The organism is Mesobacillus sp. ABV4_180, from assembly GCF_056158485.1.
Genome location: NZ_JBSWTJ010000001.1, coordinates 3,304,074 through 3,327,829, shown reverse-complemented (window position 1 = coordinate 3,327,829; position 23,756 = coordinate 3,304,074). Strand labels below are relative to the sequence as shown.

General features: G+C 41.3%; 23 protein-coding genes. 16 read left to right on the top strand and 7 right to left on the bottom strand.

All coding sequences use genetic code 11. From position 1 onward, the window contains the following. The first annotated feature begins 57 nt into the window (after positions 1-57). On the top strand, positions 58-594 hold the full coding sequence (locus ACXAEA_RS17060; RefSeq protein WP_475097061.1) for an NfeD family membrane protein: 537 nt from the start codon (positions 58-60) through the stop codon (positions 592-594). A gap of 11 nt (positions 595-605) precedes the next feature. Then, positions 606-2,144, top strand: a complete 1,539-nt coding sequence (locus ACXAEA_RS17055) for a flotillin family protein (protein ID WP_475097060.1) — start codon at positions 606-608, stop codon at positions 2,142-2,144. 444 nt (positions 2,145-2,588) lie between these two features. Here ACXAEA_RS17055 and ACXAEA_RS17050 read toward each other — a convergent pair whose 3' ends face one another. Both ACXAEA_RS17050 and ACXAEA_RS17045 read right to left on the bottom strand, forming a co-directional pair. After that, a complete protein-coding gene (locus ACXAEA_RS17050; RefSeq protein ID WP_475097059.1) occupies positions 2,589-5,477 on the bottom strand; it encodes an ABC transporter permease subunit in 2,889 nt (962 codons plus the stop codon). Further along, positions 5,474-6,361, bottom strand: a complete 888-nt coding sequence (locus ACXAEA_RS17045) for an ABC transporter permease family protein (protein WP_475097058.1) — start codon at positions 6,359-6,361, stop codon at positions 5,474-5,476. Before ACXAEA_RS17045 ends, ACXAEA_RS17050 begins: the two co-directional genes overlap by 4 nt. Positions 6,362-6,530: 169 nt before the next feature. On the opposite strand from ACXAEA_RS17045, the gene ACXAEA_RS17040 reads away from it, so the two are divergent. Both ACXAEA_RS17040 and ACXAEA_RS17035 read left to right on the top strand, forming a co-directional pair. Next, a complete protein-coding gene (locus ACXAEA_RS17040; RefSeq protein ID WP_475097057.1) occupies positions 6,531-8,063 on the top strand; it encodes a carboxypeptidase M32 in 1,533 nt (510 codons plus the stop codon). A gap of 27 nt (positions 8,064-8,090) precedes the next feature. Further along, positions 8,091-8,705, top strand: a complete 615-nt coding sequence (locus ACXAEA_RS17035) for a TetR/AcrR family transcriptional regulator (RefSeq protein ID WP_475097056.1) — start codon at positions 8,091-8,093, stop codon at positions 8,703-8,705. 37 nt (positions 8,706-8,742) lie between these two features. Here ACXAEA_RS17035 and ACXAEA_RS17030 read toward each other — a convergent pair whose 3' ends face one another. Together ACXAEA_RS17030 and ACXAEA_RS17025 are read right to left on the bottom strand one after the other, a co-directional pair. Then, a complete protein-coding gene (locus tag ACXAEA_RS17030; RefSeq protein WP_475097055.1) occupies positions 8,743-10,245 on the bottom strand; it encodes a potassium/proton antiporter in 1,503 nt (500 codons plus the stop codon). Positions 10,246-10,257: 12 nt separating this feature from the next. Further along, positions 10,258-10,812, bottom strand: a complete 555-nt coding sequence (locus ACXAEA_RS17025) for a tyrosine-type recombinase/integrase (protein WP_475097054.1) — start codon at positions 10,810-10,812, stop codon at positions 10,258-10,260. 146 nt (positions 10,813-10,958) lie between these two features. On the opposite strand from ACXAEA_RS17025, the gene ACXAEA_RS17020 reads away from it, so the two are divergent. Beyond that, positions 10,959-11,429, top strand: coding sequence for a hypothetical protein (locus ACXAEA_RS17020; protein WP_475097053.1), 471 nt, complete (start codon positions 10,959-10,961; stop codon positions 11,427-11,429). Positions 11,430-11,482: 53 nt separating this feature from the next. Here ACXAEA_RS17020 and ACXAEA_RS17015 read toward each other — a convergent pair whose 3' ends face one another. Continuing rightward, the gene (locus ACXAEA_RS17015) at positions 11,483-13,282 is read right to left on the bottom strand and encodes a methyl-accepting chemotaxis protein (RefSeq protein WP_475097052.1); all 1,800 of its coding nucleotides are present in this window, start codon (positions 13,280-13,282) and stop codon (positions 11,483-11,485) included. A 411-nt stretch (positions 13,283-13,693) separates the two neighbouring features. On the opposite strand from ACXAEA_RS17015, the gene ACXAEA_RS17010 reads away from it, so the two are divergent. The 5 genes from ACXAEA_RS17010 (at position 13,694) to ACXAEA_RS16990 (ending at position 18,794) form a co-directional block, all read left to right on the top strand. Continuing rightward, positions 13,694-14,482 carry a TerC family protein gene (locus tag ACXAEA_RS17010; RefSeq protein ID WP_475097051.1) on the top strand — a complete coding sequence of 263 codons (789 nt, stop codon included), beginning with the start codon at positions 13,694-13,696 and terminating at the stop codon, positions 14,480-14,482. Between the two features lie 259 nt (positions 14,483-14,741). After that, entirely contained in the window at positions 14,742-16,046 is a 1,305-nt protein-coding gene (locus ACXAEA_RS17005; RefSeq protein ID WP_475098154.1) for a hemolysin family protein, read from the top strand. A 197-nt stretch (positions 16,047-16,243) separates the two neighbouring features. Continuing rightward, a complete protein-coding gene (locus ACXAEA_RS17000; protein WP_475097050.1) occupies positions 16,244-17,158 on the top strand; it encodes a YsnF/AvaK domain-containing protein in 915 nt (304 codons plus the stop codon). Between the two features lie 252 nt (positions 17,159-17,410). Then, on the top strand, positions 17,411-18,121 hold the full coding sequence (locus ACXAEA_RS16995) for a DUF459 domain-containing protein (protein ID WP_475097049.1): 711 nt from the start codon (positions 17,411-17,413) through the stop codon (positions 18,119-18,121). A 106-nt stretch (positions 18,122-18,227) separates the two neighbouring features. Next, entirely contained in the window at positions 18,228-18,794 is a 567-nt protein-coding gene (locus ACXAEA_RS16990; RefSeq protein WP_475097048.1) for a M15 family metallopeptidase, read from the top strand. A gap of 101 nt (positions 18,795-18,895) precedes the next feature. On the opposite strand, the gene ACXAEA_RS16985 is transcribed toward ACXAEA_RS16990, so the two are convergent. Together ACXAEA_RS16985 and ACXAEA_RS16980 are read right to left on the bottom strand one after the other, a co-directional pair. After that, complete coding sequence (locus ACXAEA_RS16985) at positions 18,896-19,312, bottom strand: pyridoxamine 5'-phosphate oxidase family protein (protein ID WP_475097047.1); 417 nt, start codon at positions 19,310-19,312, stop codon at positions 18,896-18,898. Positions 19,313-19,406: 94 nt separating this feature from the next. Next, on the bottom strand, positions 19,407-19,643 hold the full coding sequence (locus tag ACXAEA_RS16980; RefSeq protein ID WP_475097046.1) for a hypothetical protein: 237 nt from the start codon (positions 19,641-19,643) through the stop codon (positions 19,407-19,409). A 169-nt stretch (positions 19,644-19,812) separates the two neighbouring features. Here ACXAEA_RS16980 and ACXAEA_RS16975 point away from each other — a divergent pair, with 169 nt between their 5' ends. The 6 genes from ACXAEA_RS16975 to ACXAEA_RS16950 all read left to right on the top strand — a co-directional run bounded on the left by ACXAEA_RS16975 (position 19,813) and on the right by ACXAEA_RS16950 (position 23,687). Then, positions 19,813-20,544, top strand: coding sequence for a protein-glutamine gamma-glutamyltransferase (locus tag ACXAEA_RS16975; RefSeq protein ID WP_475097045.1), 732 nt, complete (start codon positions 19,813-19,815; stop codon positions 20,542-20,544). Positions 20,545-20,744: 200 nt separating this feature from the next. Then, positions 20,745-22,217: a UDP-N-acetylmuramoyl-L-alanyl-D-glutamate--2,6-diaminopimelate ligase gene (locus ACXAEA_RS16970; RefSeq protein ID WP_475097044.1), complete on the top strand. Its 1,473-nt coding sequence runs from the start codon at positions 20,745-20,747 to the stop codon at positions 22,215-22,217. A gap of 200 nt (positions 22,218-22,417) precedes the next feature. Then, positions 22,418-22,717, top strand: a complete 300-nt coding sequence (locus ACXAEA_RS16965; RefSeq protein WP_475097043.1) for a metal-sulfur cluster assembly factor — start codon at positions 22,418-22,420, stop codon at positions 22,715-22,717. Between the two features lie 116 nt (positions 22,718-22,833). Further along, positions 22,834-23,199 carry a hypothetical protein gene (locus ACXAEA_RS16960; protein WP_475097042.1) on the top strand — a complete coding sequence of 122 codons (366 nt, stop codon included), beginning with the start codon at positions 22,834-22,836 and terminating at the stop codon, positions 23,197-23,199. A gap of 215 nt (positions 23,200-23,414) precedes the next feature. After that, positions 23,415-23,513, top strand: a complete 99-nt coding sequence (locus tag ACXAEA_RS16955; protein WP_475097041.1) for a YjcZ family sporulation protein — start codon at positions 23,415-23,417, stop codon at positions 23,511-23,513. 39 nt (positions 23,514-23,552) lie between these two features. Further along, positions 23,553-23,687 (top strand): YjcZ family sporulation protein, encoded by a 135-nt coding sequence (locus ACXAEA_RS16950; RefSeq protein ID WP_475097040.1) that lies wholly within the window; start codon positions 23,553-23,555, stop codon positions 23,685-23,687. The last annotated feature ends 69 nt before the right edge of the window (positions 23,688-23,756 follow it).

Here is a 23,756-nt window from a genome sequence, read left to right as displayed (position 1 = left end):
AAGGAATAAATGGAAAAAGGGAGGGTGTTTTATTAATTTTGGCAAGGGGTGAGGAAAATGGAGCTGTTTGGCATACCATTGGAAACGATTTATTTTTATGGATTGGTCATATCAGGTGCGGTCACGATTCTTTATCTGTTTTTTGGTGACGTAGTGGAAGGTGTCACGGAAGGCATTCCATTTATGAATCCAACATTGATCTTTTCATTTGTGACAATTTTTTCAGCAGGCGGGTATTTAGGAGAAGTTTTTACAAAGCTGAACAGTCTTTTAATTGTGGGTTCTTCTGTCATTATTGCGCTTATTTTTGTAACTTTATTGAATGTGTTTGTGCTGATTCCATTATCCAATGCAGAGGAGTCACTTGTGTATAAGGAAAGTGATTTGAGAGGCAGGATTGGAACAGTGATCACAGGCATTCCGGTTGATGGATATGGTGAGGTCCTGATCGAAAATATCAGCGGCCGAATCTCGAAGCCGGCAGTCAGTTTTACCAAAAATGAAATACCGTATGGAAAAAAAGTCCTTGTTATCGATGTTGAAAATGGTGTGCTCCAAGTACGGGTTTATGAAGAATTAGAGACTTATATTTAGGAGGAACAGGTATGGATTTAATGTTTATCGTTATTGGTTTTGTTGTATTCCTGATTATTGCATTGATTGCTGTTTTTATTACCAAATACAAGACAGCCGGGCCAGATGAAGCTTTGATCGTGACTGGCAGTTTCCTCGGCAGCCGCAATGTGCACACGGACGAATCGAATAATAAGATCAAAATCATCAGGGGTGGTGGTACCTTCATTTTTCCGGTGTTCCAGCAGTCACGTCCGCTCAGCCTGCTTTCAAGCAAGCTTGAAGTGACAACTCCTGAAGTGTATACAGAACAGGGAGTTCCAGTCATGGCAGATGGAACGGCTATCATAAAAATTGGCGGATCCATCAGTGAAATCGCCACAGCTGCCGAGCAGTTCCTTGGAAAGACAAAGGAAGACAGGGAAAACGAAGCGAAGGAAGTTTTAGAGGGGCATTTGCGTTCAATTTTAGGATCAATGACAGTGGAGGAGATTTATAAGAACCGGGATAAGTTTTCCCAGGAAGTTCAGCGGGTTGCTTCACAGGACCTTGCAAAGATGGGTCTTGTCATCGTGTCATTCACCATCAAGGATGTCCGGGATAAAAATGGGTATCTGGATTCCCTTGGTAAACCACGAATTGCCCAGGTAAAACGTGACGCAGATATCGCAACAGCAGATGCGGAAAAAGAGACGCGCATCAAAAAGGCTGAAGCGGATAAAGAAGCGAAAAAAGCTGAATTTGAGCGCGCAACTGAAATCGCTGAAGCTGAAAAAATCAATGGTTTGAAGATGGCGGAATTCCGCCGTGAGCAAGATATCGCAAAGGCGCGTGCCGACCAGGCGTACGATTTGGAAACAGCGCGGGCACAGCAAGAGGTAACAGAACAGGAAATGCAGGTTAAGATTATCGAGCGCCAAAAGCAAATCGAGCTCGAAGAGAAAGAAATCCTGCGCCGTGAACGCCAGTATGATTCCGAGGTCAAGAAGAAAGCTGATGCTGACCGCTATGCAGTTGAGCAATCAGCCGCTGCTGACAAAGCGAAGCAAATTGCAGAAGCCGATGCGAATAAGTACCGGATTGAAGCAATGGCCCGTGCAGAAGCTGAGAGAGTGCGTATGGATGGCTTGGCTAAAGCAGATGCAGAGAGAGCACAGGGTGAAACAGAAGCTGAAATCATTCGCTTAAAAGGTGTGGCGGAAGCAGAAGCGAAAGAAAAGATTGCTGAAGCCTTCGAACAGTTCGGCCAGGCCGCAATCCTCGATATGATCGTGAAGATGCTGCCAGAATACGCGAAACAAGTTGCCGCACCACTTGGCAATATTGATAAGATTACTGTTGTCGATACTGGCGGGAGCGATGCAAATGGCGGAGCGAATAAGGTAACTGGCTATGCGACCAACCTGATGGCGACCCTGCAGGAATCGCTGAAAGCATCATCAGGCATTGATGTAAAAGAACTGATTGAAAACTTTTCAGGGAAAGCCAATGTCAGGCACAGCATCGATGCACTGGCAGATGGAATACGGGAAAAGAAAAATGTAGAAGCACCAAGTGTTGAGGAGAAATAATAAGAAACCGCCTGGATGTTGATTCCAGGCGGTTTTTTCAGGATGAAAGATTGGTTTTTTGCACATTTGAATCCCAGGCCTGCAGAAAAATGTCCAAGAAAAATGGTTTAAAGGACATTTCGCCCCCATGCCGGCAGCAAAATGTCCAAGAAAAGCGGTTTAAAGGACATTTCGATCTCGAGCCGGCAGTAAAATGTCCAAGAAGACTGGTTTAAAGGACATTTCTAGCCCCAGTTGCCGGCGAAATGTCCAAGAAAACGGGTTTAAAGGACATCTCGCCCTCATGCCGTCAGTAAAATGTCCAAGAAAACCTGATTAAAGGACATTTCGATCCTGAGCTGGCAGTCAAATGTCCAAGAAAAGCGGTTTAAAGGACATTTCAAGCACAAACCATCAGCGAAATGACCAAGAAAACCGATGTTAACTTCATAGTACCATTTACATCTATTCACTCTCCGCAGGCTTCATCCACGCCTGGAAATACCCTTTTGCCTGGGGGTGGCCTGCTTTTTCGAATAATGTAATTAAATCGTGTCCAGATGCATTTTTATTTGAATACTCATTGACGTATTGCTTCATTGCTTTTTTCACTTTTCCAGCTTTGACCAAATAGTCCAGCTCAGCATACATATTGTAACCTTGTATCCCCATCATGAGCGTATAGTCATTAATATTTTTAAACTCATTTAAAGGGCTGCTTAAGTACTGGCCTTCTTTTTGAATTCTTGCGATTTCTTCTTGCTGTTTTGTTTGTTCTTCTGCAGAACTTTTAGGCGTGAAGCCTCTTTCACCCATATATGTTTTCAAGGAATAGTTAACGAGTGTTTCATTAACCCATGGTTCCTTGTAGCCCTGGCTTCCGACCAATCCTGACAGCCACTGGCGGATCACGCCATCTGACATACCAAGGGAAGAATAGCTATTATCTGAAAAATGATATCCAGGTGAGAATATCATTCCCTGGTAAGCCATTTGTGGGTTCCCTTCCGCTGTGCGAATAATATCCAGTTCCTTATAAGGCAGCGGTATACCGTAAAATTCTTCAAAGAAATCGATGGTTTGCCCGGCGCCCATTGCATTCCTGTTTGCTGTCTGCTGCTTGTCAGTGGAAGGACGGTACCATACATTCACAAGTGTTTCATTTTTACTCATGAATCTTTCTGCTTGATAATACTGTTTATCCAGAAGGACGAGAGAAAAATCACGGACATTATCCATCTTGGCACTGTATGTCTTGTTTTCACCTTTGGTCTCAGTAATAGCATTGGCTTCATCCGCATTCGACATGATTTCGTATTTGTCAGGAGCGGTGATGGTAATGTCAAAATTAGCTGTTTCACTGTAAAACGGCAAGCCGATTGGTGAATAGGGGTCCAGGTTCCAGCCGTTTTTATCATATACAGCCTGTATTGGCAGGAAGTTGCCGAGCCATACTGCTGCATAATCATAGCTTGCATTGCTGTAATTCGAAGGGAGCTGGAAATTGAATTGAATATCCAACTCGGCAGCTTTCTTGTCAGCCCAATCCTTCATTTGAATTTCTAAAATAGTTCCATCAACCTTGAAATCAGCTTTCTGATTATTTACTTTAATATCCTCGATATCGATCCAGCCAGGTGTCGGTGATGGCCCTCGAACGAATTCCCATTCGGGACCGTCAATTGGTTCTTTAAACTGGTTAGGGTACAGGTGGAAAAAGATTTTCTCCTGGTCGGCACCTGTAGTATTGGTAGTTGAAACATGCAGGCTGCCCTTTAATACAGCATCGGCATCCTGATAAGTCAGGTCGGCTTTATAGAGGACAGGTACATGCTCCTTATTTGTAAAACTGTTACTATATAACTCTTTATCTTCAGCAGATACTTCCACACTTTTTGTTTTTGTTTCTTTAGTGACTGCTGTTTCATTTGCACCAAACTCTGCATAAGAAAACATTCCTGCCCATAATACAAAGGACACGGTCAATAATGTGGTAAAAGCCGGCTTGGCATTGTATGAGATGTATTCTGTAAGCTTAAAGACAATATTTTCAATATGGCAGTAGAGGGTATAGCGGCTCATATAACCTCTTGCCATCCGGAGTTTTCCACGGAAATAGTCGCTAATATATTTCTTCTGCTCATACTCCGTCTCAGCCTTCTCTTTCACACCCACTATTACAAAGTTTTTAGAAAGGCTGGTATTCTCTATGGCAACATGATTGTCCACCGTTTTAGCCCTTTTATTCGCTGGTACGACCCCGGCTATATGATCTTCGATCCCTTTCTTCATCCAATTCACGATGATTCCAATCAATGCAATCATCACGATAGGGCTGTAGACCATCCACGGCGCACGCCTCATCAGCCAGAAGTTTTGGCCTGCCATCCCTGCAAGTTCGTTTGTAATTGTCCGATAAATCAACCGTGGTATATCAGTCAACGCTGTAGAGTGGGGACCACCGAGATACAGGGAAAAAATTCCAAGGAAAGTCAAAAGCTGCAGAACTGATAAAATCTGCTGGGTCATTAATAAAAGTAAATGAGATTTGATATTCGGCCAGACATGCTTAATCAATGTATGGAATTTGCTGGCACCCATCAGTGTTGAACTCAGTACGTAGGGTTGTTTCTCGATCTCCTCTATCATATCCAGGATAAAGTAATAGACTCCAGGCAGTCCGATGAACACCAAAACTAAAATTTGGTATTCTAATATGATATTTGAAGATATCCCAATAGGTACTCCTGCCACCGGCATGATCAGAATGATTCCGGCCAGCAATGCCGGGATATACCGAAACGGCCAAAAGAATGCACTGAAATACCGTCTAAGTCCGGAATACCATAATACCGTCAGCAGAGCCAGCAATGTCCCTGCCAAAATGCGTGCAAGAGTGATGCCAATTACCGCACCGAGTGTGTATTTAACACCGACTAGAATAAGGTTCACCATACTTCTAGCGCCTAAATCTGTCCCCAGCGGGAAGGTCAGGGACGGAGGAGCCGGAGGTGCAGCGACAAATTTACCATTCTCATCGAAAATCAACAGTTCATGGCTTTCGGGTATCGGCTCCGTGAACCAGCTGACCGTGAACATTAGAATGAGGATGGCCGCACCAATCTTTATATTCCGGTATTTTAGGTTATTGATATATTTTAGTAATGCCATGAACCTTTGAATTAAGTATTTAGCCGCAACTGTCCCTCCTTTTTTTAGCTTTGAAAAATTCAACTCCCTAGTTTCCCTGGCCAACCAGGCAAAGCCAGCTTTAATATTCTTGGAATTGATGTTCCTAAATAAAGTGATAATCAAAGCAAAAAATGTTGAAAAAATACTCCTTATCTTTTTCATATATTCAGCCCCCGAGCTTTCCCGGCATTTTTACCAAAAAAAGTGACTATTCTCTCCACGATGACGACTGGCACCATAAAGACCCCAACATAAAATAGAATCTTAGCCGGAGACACCCCTTTTGTCAGCATTAGCTTATGAAGTTCTTTAATGTAGCCATCGAGGACAAACATGTGTTCAACGAGCACCAGGTTCGTTAAAACCAAGAAGATGATGGTTTTAAAGTGAATGGAGACAACCGGCACTATATTTCGGGTTAAGTGGATGAACAGCAGCTGCATCCTGGATAACCCTTTTGCCTGACCTAAAAGAATGTAATGTTTTTCGAATTCCTCCTCCATTACTTTTATCAGGAATTGAGCTAAAAACAGCGAAGGGAGGATGGAGTTTATGATCATTGGAAAAATAAGCGGTTCTTTGCCTGCCAGCCCATACATGGTAACCAGGCGGATATTGAATTCCCTGAAAAGGGTAAACAAGAACAACTGCATCATGAAAATAACGAGTAAATCAGGAAGTCCCTCAAAGAAATTAAGGATATGTCTGACCTTGGAACGGTGAGCATAAGGTAGGTTCATAAATAAATAGGCAATTAGACTTCCTATGATAATAGTGAACAGCATACTTACAAAAATGATTTCTAATGAGTATGTATACCTGTCGATGACAGTTTCAGTTTTCCAGCTTTCGAAAAATTTCCAGCTGTCAGGCTCCAAAATCTGTAAGGCTGTCGCAGCAAGGGCTTTAAAGAAAGCAGGAAGCTTCAAGCCAAGGTGTTCGCTTTCCACTCCTCTAAAGGTAAAAAGACGAGGGAAGGTCAAGAAAAACAATAGACCTGCAATTGAGGTCAAAAACAAGAATGGGTAATGAATAAACTTTTTCATAAGCTCTCCTTTGGTAAAATTTTCTTTATTTAAACATTGACGTTGTAAGGTTATGAAAAGTTGCATAATTTTAGAAATGTTTTTTAATAATTTTGTGATAATTGAAAAAATAATGTAATATAGATTATAATAAACCGACTAGATAGTTTATTTAAAAGGGGGAAGGATTATGGACCAAAAGGTTATGAACCAATCAATCACTTCTGCATTGGGAAAATTCAAAGAATTAGACGAAAAAATCTCGCATTTTAATAGTATTTTAGGCTTGCTCAGCTGGGATCAAAAAGTAATTGCACCAAAAAAGGGCCGTTCGATTTTTGCTAAAGCAAACGGCACACTAAGAACGGAAGCATTCAAGCTATCAGTTTCGGAGGAAATGGGGGAGCTCTTAAGAACACTCACTTCTCCTGAGGCCGAGGACTATCTGGACTATGCTGCCAAGGTCAAGGTCAGGGAACGCAACAAATTTTATAATCGTTCAAAGAGGATCCCCGCTGAAATGATCAAGGAATTTTCGGTGCTGACGTCTGAGGCCAATGATGCATGGGTAGAGGCGAGGGAGAGCAGTGACTTCGAAAAATACCTTCCATATCTGGAGAAGATTGTGGATTTCAAGAGAAAGGCTATTGAAATTTACGGTTACGAAAAACATCCATATGATGCGCTGCTTAACGAATTTGAGCCAGGTCTTACGGTAGAAAAGCTCGACCCTTTGTTTGTTAAATTAAGAGAATCGAGTGCAGACTTGCTTAGAAGAATACAAAATTCTTCTTTCAAGCCGGCAGCGGAGATTTTTGACCAGCCATTTTCAATTGATCAGCAAAAAGAATTCAACCGCTATCTTCTCCCATTGATTGGTTTCGATATGGAAGCTGGGAGGCTTGATGAGACAGTCCATCCTTTTGCTCAGGCAGTTAATACCAGTGATGTAAGGATTACGACAAGATATCTCGAAAATAATGTGCGTTCGGCTATTTTCGGTACGATTCATGAGGCTGGACACGGGATTTATGATCAAAACATTGATGAGAAATTTGAGGGGACAGTCCTGCAGGAGGGGGCGTCTTTCGGGATTCATGAATCACAATCCAGGTTCCTTGAAAACATGGTGGGACGCAGTGAGCAATTCTGGAAGTACTTTTATCCAAAGCTGCAGGAGTATTTCCCTGACCAGCTGGGGAATCTGGATCTGGATGAGTTCTACCGTGCTATCAATGCAGTCGAACCCTCATTCATCCGTGTAGAGGCAGATGAACTGACCTATAATCTGCATATTATGGTCCGATACGAAATTGAAAAAGCATTAATTGCCGGTGAGATTGAAGCAAAGGACCTGCCTGGAATGTGGAACACGAAAATGAGTGAATATTTAGGAATTACACCATCCAATGACAGTGAAGGTGTCCTGCAGGATATTCACTGGTCATTCGGCGGCTTTGGCTATTTCCCGTCCTATTCTCTAGGGAATTTATATGCGGCACAGCTTCTTCACAAAATAAAGCAGGATGTTCCTGAATTCTATGATAGCATCGAACAAGGTGATTTTGCGGTGATCAAAAATTGGCTGAAGGAGAACATCCATCAATATGGCATGTTGTATACACCGAACGAGCTGATCGTTAAGGCTACAGGTGAAGAACTGAATGCTGACTACCTGGTTCAATACCTTGAAGATAAGTATAGCAAGATATACAAACTCTAATCTTAGACAGAAAAAGAGGTAGTTTGAATGGCTCCAATTGTTTCGGAAGAATACAAAGAAAAGAAGCGGCAGGAAATTTTGCAGAGTGCACATGCTTGTTTTGCGAAAAAGGGATTTGAAGCATCGACTGTTGATGATATTGTTGTGCATTCTGGCCTGAGCAAAGGGGCAATCTATAATTACTTCAAAAGCAAGGATGAAATCTATCTGGCTCTGATGGAGCGCCAGACAAACGAGTCTGGGACTAAATTCACTGAAGCGATCGCAAAGCGGAAGACAGCTTTGGAGAAGCTGGATTATCTTGTCGAAGCCTACCTGCATAACGATCCTAATGATGAAGAGAACAAGGACCAAGCCCTTGTCCATTACGAGTTCAGGCTATATTCAACCCGAAATCCTGAATTGAAGATGAAGCTTACTGAACGTTATGAAAATTTCTTTGTCACCTTGCTGGCCGGAATCATTAAAGAAGGGCAGGAAGCAGGAGAATTCAGAATCCAGCTTGATCCGGGCAAATATGCGGATATATTTTGGGCGATGGTGAATGGCGTCACATTACAGGCAACTATACTTGAACAATATGAATATAAAAAGATCTTAAAAGAGATGCATTATATGTTCGTGGAAAAATTAAGAGCATAATCGACAAAAACCAGTGAGGACTAACCTCACTGGTTTTTTACTTTAATTCAAGGGCATTTTGTTCATAAGTTGATTTTTCCCTTAATAGTTTCTTTAGTTGAGGTTTGTTCTTTCTGGCTGACAAAATGTAAAGGAAATCACCAGCCATGATCGCGGTATTGCCAGTAGGAGCAATAAGCTTGCCATTCCTGATGATCGCATTCACAAGGGAGCCTTCGGGTAAGGAGATTTCTATTAAAGTTTTGCCGACAATCGCACTGTCGCTTTCCATCTCATATTCGATCATTTCAGCATCCGCTTTTCCCAGGGAAATCAGTTCAAGAGACTGCATTGGTGTCGTTTTCTTGGGACCGTTCAATCCAAGCTTATTTGCTAACATTGGAATTGTGGCACCTTGAATCAGAGCACTGGTCAATACGACGAAGAAAACAACATTGAATATCTGGTGGCTGTCCTCAATTCCTGCCAGTAAAGGAAAGGTGGCCAGGATGATTGGGACTGCGCCTTTTAATCCAGCCCAGGAGAGGAAAATCTTCTCTCTTTGGGAAAATTTCATATTTATTGTTGAGATAAATACTGCTGCAGGTCTTGCTACCAGCATCAGGATCACTGATATCAGAATGCCCTGAATTAAAATGGCAGGAGTGAAAAGTTCTGATGGAAAAACAAGGAGTCCCAGGATAACAAACATAAGGATTTGCATCATCCAGGCGAAGCCTTCTGAAAAACGGAAAATGGAATGGCGGTAAGCAATCTCAGCATTTCCGATAATTATGGCTGCAATGTAAACAGCCAACAAGCCGCTTCCATTCAAGAAAGCTGTCACACCGTAAGTCAGCAATGCAAATGCAGTGGCGAATACAGGATAAAGTCCGCTGGAATCAAGGTTAATAGAATTCAATGATTTTACAGCGACCTTTCCAAAAATTACACCCAGAATCAATCCCAGTCCCATTTGCAAAAAGAAATCGCCTATTAATTTTAGGATGCTTGCATCGGGTATCGTAATAAGTTCAATCATTGCGACGGTTAAAAACACTGCCATAGGATCATTCGATCCTGATTCCGCTTCGAGGGTAGAACCAAGCTTTGGAGAAATATTATGCCCTTTCAGGACAGCGAAGACGGCTGCGGCATCCGTAGAACCAACAATCGCTCCAAATAATATCGCTTCAAGCCAATCAAGGCCCAAAATTGTTTTCGCAGCAACTGCAACGATCCCTGAGGTAATTAAAACACCAACTGTTGCAAGTGATAATGAAGGAACAATTACTGGCCTTACATCTTTCCAATTTGTTTGCAGGCCGCCCTCAAACAATATAATGACCAGCGCAATGACACCGATCATTTGTGTCAGTGCTGCATTATCAAAATAGACGATGCCAAGAATATCACTGCCCATGACCATCCCGACCATAATAAAGAAAATTAGCGAGGGAACTCCCAGTCTGGTTGAAAATCTTGTCGTCAATACTCCTACAATGAATAAAAAAGCCAACAGCAAGATGAATGAATCTGTACTTAGAACATTTTCCGGCAAATAAAGCCCTCCTTATAAGTTGATATTGATGTTGACCGGTACAGGATGTTGATCCAATCCGATGAAGTGCATCGTTTCTGATGGAGAAGCATGCTGAAGTCTTTTCTGAATAAGTGAAATGGCAATGCCCTGGGAATAGGCATGGTAGCCAAATGTTTTCCTGAGGGTAGTCATGCCGACAGGCTCCTCGACTCCGGCCTCTTTTGCAGCCGCATTAATGATCCGGTAAGCTTGTTGCCTTGTCATTGGTTCGCCAGTTTTTCGTGACCTAAAGAGATAGTTTGTTTCAATCATAGGATTTTCATTTAAGTATTTTGCGAGAGACTGCCTTATTGAGGCATTCAAGAAAATCGGTGGATTACTATATTGGGGAATTGAAAGGAATTCTGCTATTTCTCCATCATTGTTGCTGACATCCTGAACACGAAGGCTCAGTAAGTCATGAAGCTTAATGCCGGTATTTATCCCGAGCAAAAATAGACAATAATCTCTTGTCGAGTGCGACTCTAGAAATTGCTTCATTTGTTTGATGTGCCGCTTGGATTTTATCGCGCTTACAGTTTGCATTGATTCATCTCCTTATGTAACTTAATTATATCCTAAAACAGTTTAAGTAACATAATGATAAGCTTAAAAAAGACCTGTTTTGTTGGTTCGTTATCAAATGGTATAATGAACGGAATCAAAATTTTTGTAATGAATCTGGAGGCACTATGCTGACTTTTGAAGAAAAACTTGCAATTATTGAATCTTTTTCGGAGTTGGAACGAAAAAATGTATCTTTGGGACGTGTGAACTTCCATTTCGAAGATAGCGTCTACGACAAGAAGAATGTAGTATATCACCTGCACCCAAATGGAAATGGATTTGTTTTTGCAGAATTTTTAGGAGGCTATGATCTCGATCCAAAGGGCATGGTAAATATCCGTGATTTTTCTGCTGAAGAACTAAGGACGGTGATCCGGCAATCTATTGAGTCTCTTTCACCGAATACCACAATTGAATCTGCAATTATCGAGGATCATGAAGAGGAGCGCTGGGTTAATGCTGAAAACCATACTCTCATCCTCGTAAACGAAGACGATATGTGGAATGTGTATGCAGGATTGAACCTCGATGGGACGTTCCTGTCGTATAATGAAGCAAAGCAATATTTAGAAGAAGAGGGCTTCAGGAAAAAATAAAAAAGGATGCCATTGGGCATCCTTTTTTGTTGTTCTCAAGGTGCAAGAATTTTTTATAACTTGAAATTCCCAGTTAATTTCTCCAGTTCTAATGCTGTCTGCTGAAGAATTTTTGACGTTTCATTGATGTTCTCTGCGATTCTCAGCTGATCCTGTGTGGATTGGTCTGACTGGCTGGTGCCTGCAGCAATTTGCTGAGATGCTTGTGACACCGTATCTAGAGAATTCGTGATTTGTTCAATAGCAATCACCTGTTGCTCAATGGCAGAAGCAATATTATTTGAATTATCTTCAATTTCCAGTGTTGTTTCATAGATTTCATGAAGTGTATTCTTAGCATTAGATGAGAGATCTTTGTTATATTGAACGGCTTCTCTTGTTTTAGTAATGTATTCGACTGCTTCTCGAGTATTTTGGACGTTTTCGTTGACGATGGAAATGATGGTTGATGCTGATTTAGCACTCTCCTCAGCAAGTTTCCGGACTTCATTGGCTACAACAGCAAAGCCTTTTCCATGTTCTCCAGCTCTTGCTGCTTCAATGGCAGCATTCAAAGCTAGCAGATTTGTCTGATCAGAAATCGTATTGATGATTTTGACGAATTGTGTGATCTTATCAGATTGCTTTTCAAGCATGATGATGATGTCAGCTAGATGGTTCGTATTCTCTTCTACAGATTCAAGCCCTGTGAGCATCTCATCAATCCGTACTGTTCCTTCTTTTGAAGTAATCGTTGAATTTTTCGCAATATAGCTTGCCTGCTGTGCGGAGGCATTGATTTCTTCGATGCCTGCGTTGATTTCCTCCAATGTTGCCTGCATTTCTTCAATATTGGCGTTCTGTTCCTGCGTACTGGCAGCAGCCTGCTGGTTGGCTGCTGTAAGCTCCCTGATTGCTTCCACTGAACTGTATGATACCTTCGAAAGCGCATCCGTTTCGCTTGTGACTTCTTTTGTACTGGTTTGCACCTGTGAAACCAGGTTCCTTAATGAAGAAGTCATGGTGTTGATGCTTTCTGCCAAAGCTCCAACTTCATCCTTCGATTTCACCATGATGTCTTCTTGTGACAAGTCGCCTCTCGCGATATTCGCTGTGATATCTTTGATTTTATTAAGTGGTTTGATCAGCCTTGATACGAGGAAATACATTCCAGCGCTTGTGAAAGCAAGGATTATCAGGGCAAGAAGCCAAATGCCTCCGACCTCAGCATTAATTTTCTTATCGACCTGTGAAACATCAAAGTCCACGCCATAAAGGGCGATTACATTTCCATTCATATTGGTAATAGGTGCAAAGCCAGAGATTTTCGTGCCGTTTTGTGATTTATAAATTTCTGTCGTGGTTCTTTTATTATCTTTAAATGATTCAAGGGCGGCTGTATCAAAGGCTTTGCCGCCTGTATATGGTGAGCCGTATGTAAAATCCTTCGACATCATGGCGGAACTCATTGTAGGAACGGTTATTTTATCCCCATCCAATGTAAGTAAATAAAGATTATTAATTAATGGATTTTCTTTTAAAATCTGGTCCATTTGTTTTTGAAGCGTCATAACACCAGGATTGTTTTTGGAAGGATTGCTGATAATCGTCTGAGCTTTCCCTGGAGTGATCTGGTCAGATAACAGGCTGGAAATCGTGTTAAGTTCAGCTTCCATCGAGTCTAAATTGCTGTTTTTGATTGTATATTGAGCATAAACCGTCGTAGCTAGGGCCAGGAGTAGCATGGAGATGATACTCCAAGAAACAACCTTAAGCTTTAAGCTCATATTTCTTTTCAGTCTTCCAGATTGTTTATTGGCCGTTTTCTTCTTTTTCACTGCTTTGACGGCAGCGATCTTTTTCTTAAAAAGCAATTTGTCCACTCCTTCAGTTTTTTCGTAGGGGAATAATTAGTATATATTTTTATTTTCGGCAATTTCGAAAATTGTTTAAGGAAAAAGTACTATATTTGCAGGTTATTTTTAAAAAGTGGGAATGCCTGCATTTCACGTCTTTATATTTGACAGATTTTATGGGCTTATATATATTAAAGGTAATTAAATATTCTCTTTCTAAAGGGGAGTAGCTGCTACAATAAAGTCGTCATTACGAGATGAGAATCTCCGGCTTTATTGGCAACATGACGTTGTTAGCAAGACCTTTACTATTTTGGTAAAGGTCTTTTTCTATGCATTTTTAGGCCTTTACCATAATGGTAAGGGCCTTTTCTTTTTTGCCAGGAGAGAATATTTGAGAAAAAATCATCGCAAACAGGAGGAATGAAAATGGAACTTACATTATTTTTGGAATACGGATGGGTTTTGCTTGTGCTCGTCGTCATGGAAGGACTTTTGGCAGCTGATAATGCACTTGTTCTTGCGATCATGGTGAAACACCTGCCTGAAGAAAAACGGAAAAAGGCATTATTTTATGGTTTGGCCGGTGCCTTTGTGTTTCGTTTTGCATCGCTATTCATCATTTCTTTCCTGGTCGATGTATGGCAGCTGCAGGCAATCGGTGCCCTATACCTGCTGTTCATGGCAGTGAACCATATCATCAGGAAACTGGCTATGAAAGATATAGGTGAAGAACAAGAACAGAAGCCTGGCAAAGAAAAAGCGAAGAAAAGCGGATTTTGGGTGACAGTCCTCAAAGTCGAAATTGCTGACATTGCATTTGCTGTTGATTCCATTTTGGCGGCTGTCGCACTTGCAGTTGTATTGCCTGAAACGCCTCTGCCAGACATCGGTGGCATGGATGGAGGCCAGTTCCTTGTTATTTTTGCTGGCGGAATGATCGGTCTAATTATCATGCGTTTTGCCGCGAATATGTTCGTATCCCTGCTTGAAAGAAGACCGGGTCTCGAAATCGCTGCATTTGGTATTGTAGGCTGGGTAGGGGTGAAGCTGGCTGTTGTAACCCTGTCCCATCCTTCACTGGGGGTATTGAGCTCTGAATTCGCCCATTCAACCGGTTGGAAGCTCACATTCTATGCAGTATTGGTGGGAATCGCAGCAGCAGGCTGGTTTCTGTCAAAAGATAGAACCGAAGAGGCTGCCAGAAAAGCATCCTGATTTTTTTGCCCTGAATTTGCAGCGCCAAATCCTATATTTGGCATGCTGTACCTCAGGGTATTTTTTTCTCCTGATATATTGAAGTGAAAACACTAATAATAATGGTGAGATTATACACGTTTTTTCCTTAAAATGCGTTAGCAGTATCTTATAGGGGTATAACTAAAAAAATGCTTTGGTGTTCATCCATGTTTATGATCCTGTTTGAACTTATTCTTGATATAGGAGGTGTTTGCCTTACATAGGTAAGGCTTGCCCATTGATTATTACTAATTTACTCTTAGTCGCATTATTGATTGCATTGACCGGATTTTTCGTAGCAACCGAATTTGCTATCGTAAAAGTACGTACATCAAGGATTGACCAATTGATTGCGGAAGGCCGAAAAGGTGCCCAGGCAGCAAAGCATGTAGTCTCGCATCTTGATGAATATTTGTCAGCTTGCCAGCTCGGTATTACAATCACTGCTTTGGGGCTAGGCTGGCTTGGCGAGCCAACAGTTGAGGCTATGCTTCATCCTTTGTTTGAAAGCTGGCATCTTAATTATTCATTAACAAACATCCTGTCATTTGGAATTGCCTTCGCCTCAGTTACTTTTTTGCATGTGGTGGTAGGTGAATTAGCCCCTAAAACCGTTGCAATCCAAAAAGCGGAAGCGATTACGCTCGCATTTTCAAAACCAATTATCTGGTTTTATAAAATAGCGTATCCATTTATATGGGTACTAAATGGTTCGGCCCGCCTTCTTGTCGGGCTGTTTGGATTAAAACCTGCTTCAGAACATGAGATTGCACACTCTGAAGAAGAGTTGAGAATTTTACTGTCTGAGAGTTATGAAAGCGGCGAAATCAACCAAAACGAACTGAAGTATGTGAACAATATTTTTGAATTCGATGAAAGGATCGCAAAAGAAATCATGGTTCCAAGGACAGAAATTGTTACTTTGGATATCACTGACGATATTGAGACAATCATTAATGTCATCCAGCAGGAAAAATATACACGATACCCTGTGATTGATGGAGAAAAGGATAATGTCCTCGGAATGATTAATATCAAGGAAATCCTGACTGCTAAATTGACTCAAAAGGATCTCCATAAGGAATCAATCTTAAAGTCTTTTGTTAAGCCGGTGATCAGGGTGATTGAAACGATTCCAATCCATGATCTGCTGGTTAAGATGCAAAAAGAGCGGATTCATATGGCGATATTGATTGATGAATATGGAGGTACGTCCGGCCTTGTGACCGTAGAGGACATACTGGAGGAAATCGTCGGTGATATCCGCGATGAGTTTGATGCGGATGAAATTGCTGAAGTCAGGAAAGTGAAAGAGGGCCATTATCTGTTCAGTTCCAGAGTGTTGGTTGATGAAGTGAATGATTTACTTGGCATTCAACTATCAGAAGAAGATGTAGACACGATTGGCGGCTGGTTCATGACAAAGAATATTGATGCGAAAATTGGCGATGAAATCGAAGAAGAGGGCTATCTGTTCAGGATCATCGAGATTGATGAATATCATATTGCCTACCTGGAAGTCACTAAAATAGAAGAAGAGTAAAAGCCGTGATTTAACATCCGGCTTTTTTCTTTGGAAGCTATACGATGATGAGCTTGCGCTATTGGTTCCCTGAGAGCCTCATCCATGATGTGGCTAATATTGGCAAGTGCGAAAAATGTTTCAACCATTGAGAGCCATGGGTATTACCTCACTACCGGGACAACCGGATCAACTGATAATGAAATGGAGGAATTACAATGGCAAAAAAAGTAGTTGGAGTTTATGATAATCAAACAGAATTAATCGGGGCTATTGAAGAATATAAAAACAATGGATATGCAGTCCAGGATTTCTCAATCATCGGAGATACGACGGAACTTTCTTCTGCTCTTGAAAGCAGGACAGGTGTGACAACAGAAAACATTGGCTCTGACAGAGACGTTCATAACGAAGGAGGATTCTGGCAAAGCCTGATGACTGCATTTGATGCAGACAGAAATCTTGGCGGTAACGAGCCTTCAATCTCAGACCGACTAGTGGGACTTGGCTTAACAGATGATTCAGCAAGAGAGTATGAAGAAGACGTACGTGCTGGACGAATCATTCTTTTAGCTGAAACGAATGCATCCGGGCTTAATGCAGAGGACACAGGCTATATTTCAGATACTTCAGTGACGAACACTGGGACTGGTGTAACAGGATCTTATGATACTGACCGCTACGACACAGATGAGAAAACATTGAAACTAAGAGAAGAGCAGCTGGATGTTTCTAAAGAAACAGTCCAATCAGGAGAAGTAGAGGTTCACAAAGAAGTAGTTGAAGAAACGCAAAAGGTTAATATTCCAGTTACTCATGAGGAAGTCTTTGTCGAGAGACGTCAAGTAAATGAAGATGTCACTGGAGCGGATGCTGCATTTGATGAAGACGAAACGATCCGTGTACCAATCATGGAGGAAAAAGTGGAGGTAACGAAGAAGCCAGTTGTGACAGAAGAACTTGTCATCGGCAAGCGTGAAGTTACGGATACTGAGCATGTAGTTGAGAGTGTGAAGCGAGAGAAAGCACACCTTCATACGGACGACGACCGCCTGGTGAATGAATCAGACCTGGATGGTGATGGATGCAATAACGGAACAGACCTGGACAGAGATGGATTCAAAGACAGATAATCGGTCCATAAAAAAGGAAAAGACGCCTCGAAAGGCGTCTTTTCTGCGTATTGAGGCGACTGACTGCACGCCACATCGTGCATTTCCAAAAGGAGTGTCTGTCGGCTTACACAATTCAGCTCATCGCTTAATTAATATAACATGTTCGTAACATCATGGCAAGAGGAATAAAATTCCGTGGAGGATTCTGCATGTTTAGCAATGGGCAAAGAGCGGGTAAAAAAGGGGAAAACAACAGGGAAGGAACACAGCATGAAAAAGACAGCATATGTATTATATACGATAATTTTAATCTCCGTCCTCGCTGCCTTCAGCATTTACCATCAAACTCCAGTCACAAAGAAAGGGGACAAGCTTGTAGTAGCATTCGGCGATTCACTTACCTATGGTGCAGGTGATGAAAAAGGCTCTGGCTATATTGAAACACTTTCCGACAGGTTGAACGAGAAGTACAGCGTGGATTACAATTTTACGAATGAGGCAGTATATGGGCTTGAATCCTCTGGGATCCTCACACAGTTATCTGATATCAGGGTAAGCAGGAAACTCGATGAAGCAGATTATTTCATCCTATTTATCGGGACGAATGATTTACTTAACAGCAACGGGGGAAACCTGAAAAATCCAAAGATGGATGACATTAGAAAAGGACAGGATATCTATTCGCAAAATCTTACTGCAATTATCGATATCCTGAAAGAAAACAATGAGAAAGCTCCAATCATAGTGCTGGGGTTATATAATCCTTACCAGGAAAACGAGCAAATCGAAAAAATCATAAATGATTGGAACGAAGAAATTAACAATATTATGAAAGAAGAAAAACGAATAGTATATGTTCCGACAAATGATCTTTTCAAAGGTGTAGATAAGCAAGAATATTTCAGTGATACCCTGCATTTGAATGACAAAGGGTACAATCTGATTGCCGACCGGATTTTAGATAAATATAAATTTCATTAAGAACCGCAAACCTGGCAAATTCCTTTGCCAGGTTTTTCAATGAAACTAAGTATAAGTTGAATTCGTTATATAATAGAATAAAAGTTTAGCTGAAAGGAAATTCAATTTGAAAATTAAATTATTTGGGAGTGCATCATTTACTTTTTTATTGATATTGATTGCCCTCCTCCTATATTATCAATTCATTACAAATCCGGGCATCAATGAAGATGTTCCATTGCCACAGGACCTTCATCCAATAGTCCAGAAAAATAAAGACATTCTGATTCAGCGGTCAGCTGACACAGGAATAAAGGTAATGGTGACAGATGGATTCCGAAGTTTTCAGGAGCAGGATCAGCTATACGAAAAGGGAAGATCGACGGATGGCCAAATTGTTACCCATGCAAAAGGGGGGGAGTCGTATCATAATTTTGGGCTTGCAGTTGATTTCGCATTATTGAATTCACAGGGGAAAGCAATCTGGGATACGGCCTATGATGGGAATGGAAATGGGAAATCTGACTGGATGGAAGTAGTGGGGATCGCAAAGGAGCTGGGCTTTGAATGGGGAGGTGACTGGAGGCATTTTAAGGATTATCCCCATTTGGAAATGCGTTTTGGTTTGACCATCAATGAATTGAAACGCGGTAAGCGCCCTCCAGGTGATTCATTGACAGCATCTCAGGAATGAAAAAAAATCAGCACAAACTATTTCCCTTCCGATGCATTCACACAACATTGAAAAAAAACCAATAGAAACGGAGAAGGAACAGTTCCCTCTCCGTTTCAGGCTCATAAATTGAGTGTTTCAGGCTCCCTGTTGTCATTCATTAAGCGAATAGTGTCGGGCTTTATTTCCAAGATTATATAGTCAGGGTCATCTGGAGAATTGAGCCACTTAGACATTTTATCATTCCAGAATTTTGATTTGAGGTCCTGATCTTCACGGATTGACGCTTCGCCCTGGACCTCAATGTAGGCATCGCCCATACCATCGCCTTCATATCCGATTAGAATGTGGACATGGGGGTTTTTTTGAATTTCTTCCGCTTTATAGGTGTCCTTGCTTGTCGGAGTGTAAAGGGTTAAATCTTCATTAAAAAAGGTCATATAGCGGGAGTGAGGCTTGTTGCCTTCGACTGTGGCCAGCGTTCCCACCCTTGATTCACCCAGGACAGTCAGTATTTGATCTTTTAAGTCTTTATTCATTCGGCATCCTCCTTTAATTTCATGTTTTTAATATTCACGGGTATCAGGAAAGATAAACATAAAAACTGCCCTGGAAACACACCAGGGCAATCGATTATAAGTCATTGTCGTAGTCAACGTTGAACTTTTTCTCGCTTGAAGAAGAATCCTTTGTATGATGACCGTGTTTTTCTTCACGCTTCTCCTGTTTTAGGTCTTCCATCGGGATAGGATCGACCGTCAATTCGCTCTCAAATCTGTCGTGGAGGCTTGTCGTCGTGGTCTCATATTGTTCAGGATTGTCCATGTTTTGCGTATTATCCACTGGAATGTTCTTTTTCTTATCCTTCATTATAAAACCTCCTATCGATCTGTTTACAATAAAAATACCCTTTTACGCGAAAATGAAACAATGAAAAAATGCAGGCTCAATTAGCACACCTGTACAATGTCTTTTCAGCAGCTCTCCTTCATATAGTTAATTATGTTTGCATTTTTTAGGAATATGGAGGGGGAGCGTGATGATAATTATCAGGTTTCCAGATGCGAATGGCAGCAAACGGCTGCAGAATCTTTCTGGAAAACAAAAAGAGATCTATGATTATCTGGACAAAAGCTTAACGATGTTTGAGTATGAAACCAGCTTTCAGCTCCTTTTTGAGATAAAGCTTCGTGAAAATATCATTAATTCAGCAATGAAACTTAAGGACAGCGGGGTTGCATTTACTTCATTCACATATTCGAAATTCAATCCGGTTTATTGGACAAAGGGACCTGGCGCTTATCTTTTAAAACCTAATTCCCTTCCTTCAGAGGCGATAAATGATATTTATGTTAATGGACAGGATTATGCCTTTGAGTGTTCGACGGCAATGGTGATCATTTTTTATAAAGCGGTTTTAGACTCAATCAGAATATCTGATTTTAATTATTTGTTCCGTGGGTTGCTCGTGTGGAACTGGAATTACGATCCGGACCTGGCCATCATCACTCTTGAAGGAAGTGAGTTCATTCCTGGGGATGTCGTTTATTTTATGAATCCGGACTTTGATAAGCCGATTTGGCGAGGAGAAAATGCGGTTTTTCTTGGAGAGGGACTGTACTATGGTCATGGGATAGGAATCGGTACTGCAGATGAAATGATTAAGGCACTAAACACACTCCGTAAAGAAGGAGCTCTGAAATCAGCGTTTATGCTCCAGCAGCATAGCCGGCTGAATATTAAGTATTTGTCCCGGTTTTCAAACAGATAATCCCAAATTAGAGCGAAAGACTGGTTGAAATGCCGGTCTTTTTTTCTATTTCCTTTAGCTCATTTTTTTAAATTTAAAATCAAGTAGAATTTACGAGGCATAGTTTTAAAATATGGGGGAATATAAAAAGAGACATAATATATACATTTCTAAATTCCGGAAGTGGAATTTATAGGCATGTTAAAAAGGGAGTTATGGAAATGAGACTATCCAAGGTGCTTGAAGCCCTCGGCGGCTGTTTGAATAAATATCGAAAAGAAGCGGATCCAGAACTGGCAGGAATCCAAATGGATTCACGGAAGATCAAGCCAGGTGATCTATTTGTGGCGATTACTGGATATCAAATGGATGGCCACCAGTTTATTGATGAAGCGATAGAAAAAGGCGCCGCAGCTGTTATTGGGGAAAATGAACTTGAGCTCGCTGTGCCATATGTCCAGGTAATTGACAGCAGACTGGCACTCGGAAGGGCGGCAAGTGCATTCTATCACCATCCGTCGAGGAAGCACACTGTAATTGGCATCACCGGCACAAATGGGAAGACGACTGTTTCTTACATTCTTAAGCACATTCTTGAACAGGCAGGGAAAACATGCTCGCTGTTGGGAACTGTGTCTTATATTATAAATAATGAGGTGTACAAGCCCTCGAATACGACTCCGGATGCACTGCAAATTCAGGAACTGATTGCAAAAAGCCATGATGAATTTGTTATTCTTGAAGTGTCATCGCACGCACTCAATCAATACCGAATTGAAGGGCTGGAGCTGGATTATGGATTATTCACGAATTTATCCCATGACCATCTGGATTATCATCCTACAATTGAAGATTACTTTGAAGCAAAAACTTTGATGTACAATTATATGAAACCGGAAGGAGCCGCTGTCGTCAGCCAGTTAAGCAAATGGGGAGATGAATTGGCTGGTTTGCTTGCTACTAAAGAGATACCTGTCTATTCCTTCGGTTACGATGATTCTCATGATCTGAAAATAGAGGACATTAAATTGAATGGCCATACAAGGTTCGAAATCAAGATGGGAGGCACGAATTATGCATTGACCTTCCCATCACCTGGTTTGCATAATGTCTACAATGCAGCTATGGCTTTTTTAACAGCTTCGAAAATCGGGATCAGTCCGGATCTCATCATTGAAGCGTTAAAGAATTTTCCAGGAGTTCCTGGCAGATTCGAAATGATCCCACACCCTGAAGGGGCTACATTCATTGTCGATTATGCCCACACAAAAGATGCTATTGAATATTGCCTTCAGGCAGCACAAGAGCATGAAGCAGTGAGGATTAAGCATATATTTGGCTTCAGGGGAGAAAGGGATAAGACGAAAAGAGAGCATATGGTCAAGGCATCGGCAGCGATGAGCGATGAGTTCATCCTGACATTTGACGATCTTAACGGAGTTTCCGAAGAAGATATGTCAAATGAATTAATAGACCTAAACAATCGATTCGGCATGCAAAAAGGCAGGGTCATCACCGACAGGACCACTGCGATAAGGACAGCATGGGAAGAGGCCAAAAACGGCGAATGGATCCTGATCACCGGAAAAGGACCAGAGGAATACCAATCCAAATACGAGCTGCCGACAACATCGGATAAAGAAACTTTATTATATTTACAAAAACTCCAGAACAAAGAAAAAGTAATTGGCTGATGATATAACAGGCTGACAGCATCAGCCTGTTTATTCTATTTTGGATGATAAACAAATATTTATAAAACGACACAAATTATCCTTCAGAAATTGACAATAATATGAAATATAAAGTCCGTCACTCCAATTTTTCAAGTATTTCTTTTATGATAAAGGTAAATCAGCCAGACCTGATCCATGCGGGAAGGGGGAATCAATATATGAATAAAAATGAGATTTATAAAATGCTCGAAGAGGTCGAAGAACCAACGCTTGGAGTAGATATTGTGAACCTAGGACTCGTCTACGAGGTCAGTGTCAAGGATGATAGAGATATTGAAATCGTGATGACGACCAGGAATGAAGATTGCATGCTTGCTGATTACATTGCATTGTCAGCAAGGGAACACCTCGCAGGCAGAATGCGAAACCAAGAGCACATTGATATAAAAATGGTATCAGCCCCTAAATGGACCAAGGAGCGTATGTCCAGTTACGCTAAATATCTACTTGATCTGTAATATTCATAAGAGCTGGAAAGAAAGCCCTTTGGAATTTTTTCCATACCCCAATATATTTTGACTCTTTATCGAATTGTCTTTTAGAATAAGTTTGGGGGAATAATGGAGGCTTAAAAATGATTTTAAAGAAAATTGCTGGAATTAATATGTGGAAATTGAACAGAACTTTGAAAAAACTGGCTTTTGCCCGTATGGAACTGGAAAAGCAGATGCAAAAGGAATTGATCGTTGTCCTGCTTGAGCCAAAAAAAGAAAAAGTGCTCGCCACACCAGAAGAGAAGCAAGAAATCGAGAGAATGGTTGTGGAACTGAACGGATTCGAAACCCTGAGGATTTGCCTGCTTGAAGACTGCAAACCAGTTTACATGGAAAAAATCTCTCATAACGGTGTAACAAGATGGCTGGAAATCCCGGTTGAACCGTTGATTACATACGAATTCCTAAGTGAAAACCAGCAAAACAAAGAGATGATGGTTGTATAAAACATTTAAAGAGAGCCTGCAGAGGTTCTTTTTTTTTATCTATTTACACACGACTTGGACTTCGAAAATGAATCGATATGAAGTCGTGCGCATTCAACATTATACTGTTTTTCCTCCGCGAACAAGAAGATGGGCTAGTATTTTTTTTGGTGTTTTATTGCACAAATGTCCCGACCTGAATAGGATATAGGGACAAAAAAAAGGAGGTAGTTACAATGACTGATGGATGCGGCCATGGAGGCGGTTTCGCCCTGCTTGTTGTTTTGTTCATTCTGTTAATCATAATCGGAGCTTCTTGGGGTTTCGGTTACTAAAAAATTTTCAATAGTTGCCTGTCGAAAGGGGGTTAAATTATGTACGGATACGGCGGCGGATGCTGTGGTTATGGCGGTTACGGCGTTGGAGGAGCTGGCTATGGCAGCGGTTTTGTATTAATCGTTGTGTTGTTTATCCTCTTGATTATCGTAGGCTGCGCCTGCCATCGCTAATTAGCAGAAAGGAAGTGCCTGAATCTTACAGGCACTTTCTTTGTTACTTCGAAAAAAAGTTTTCCAAAT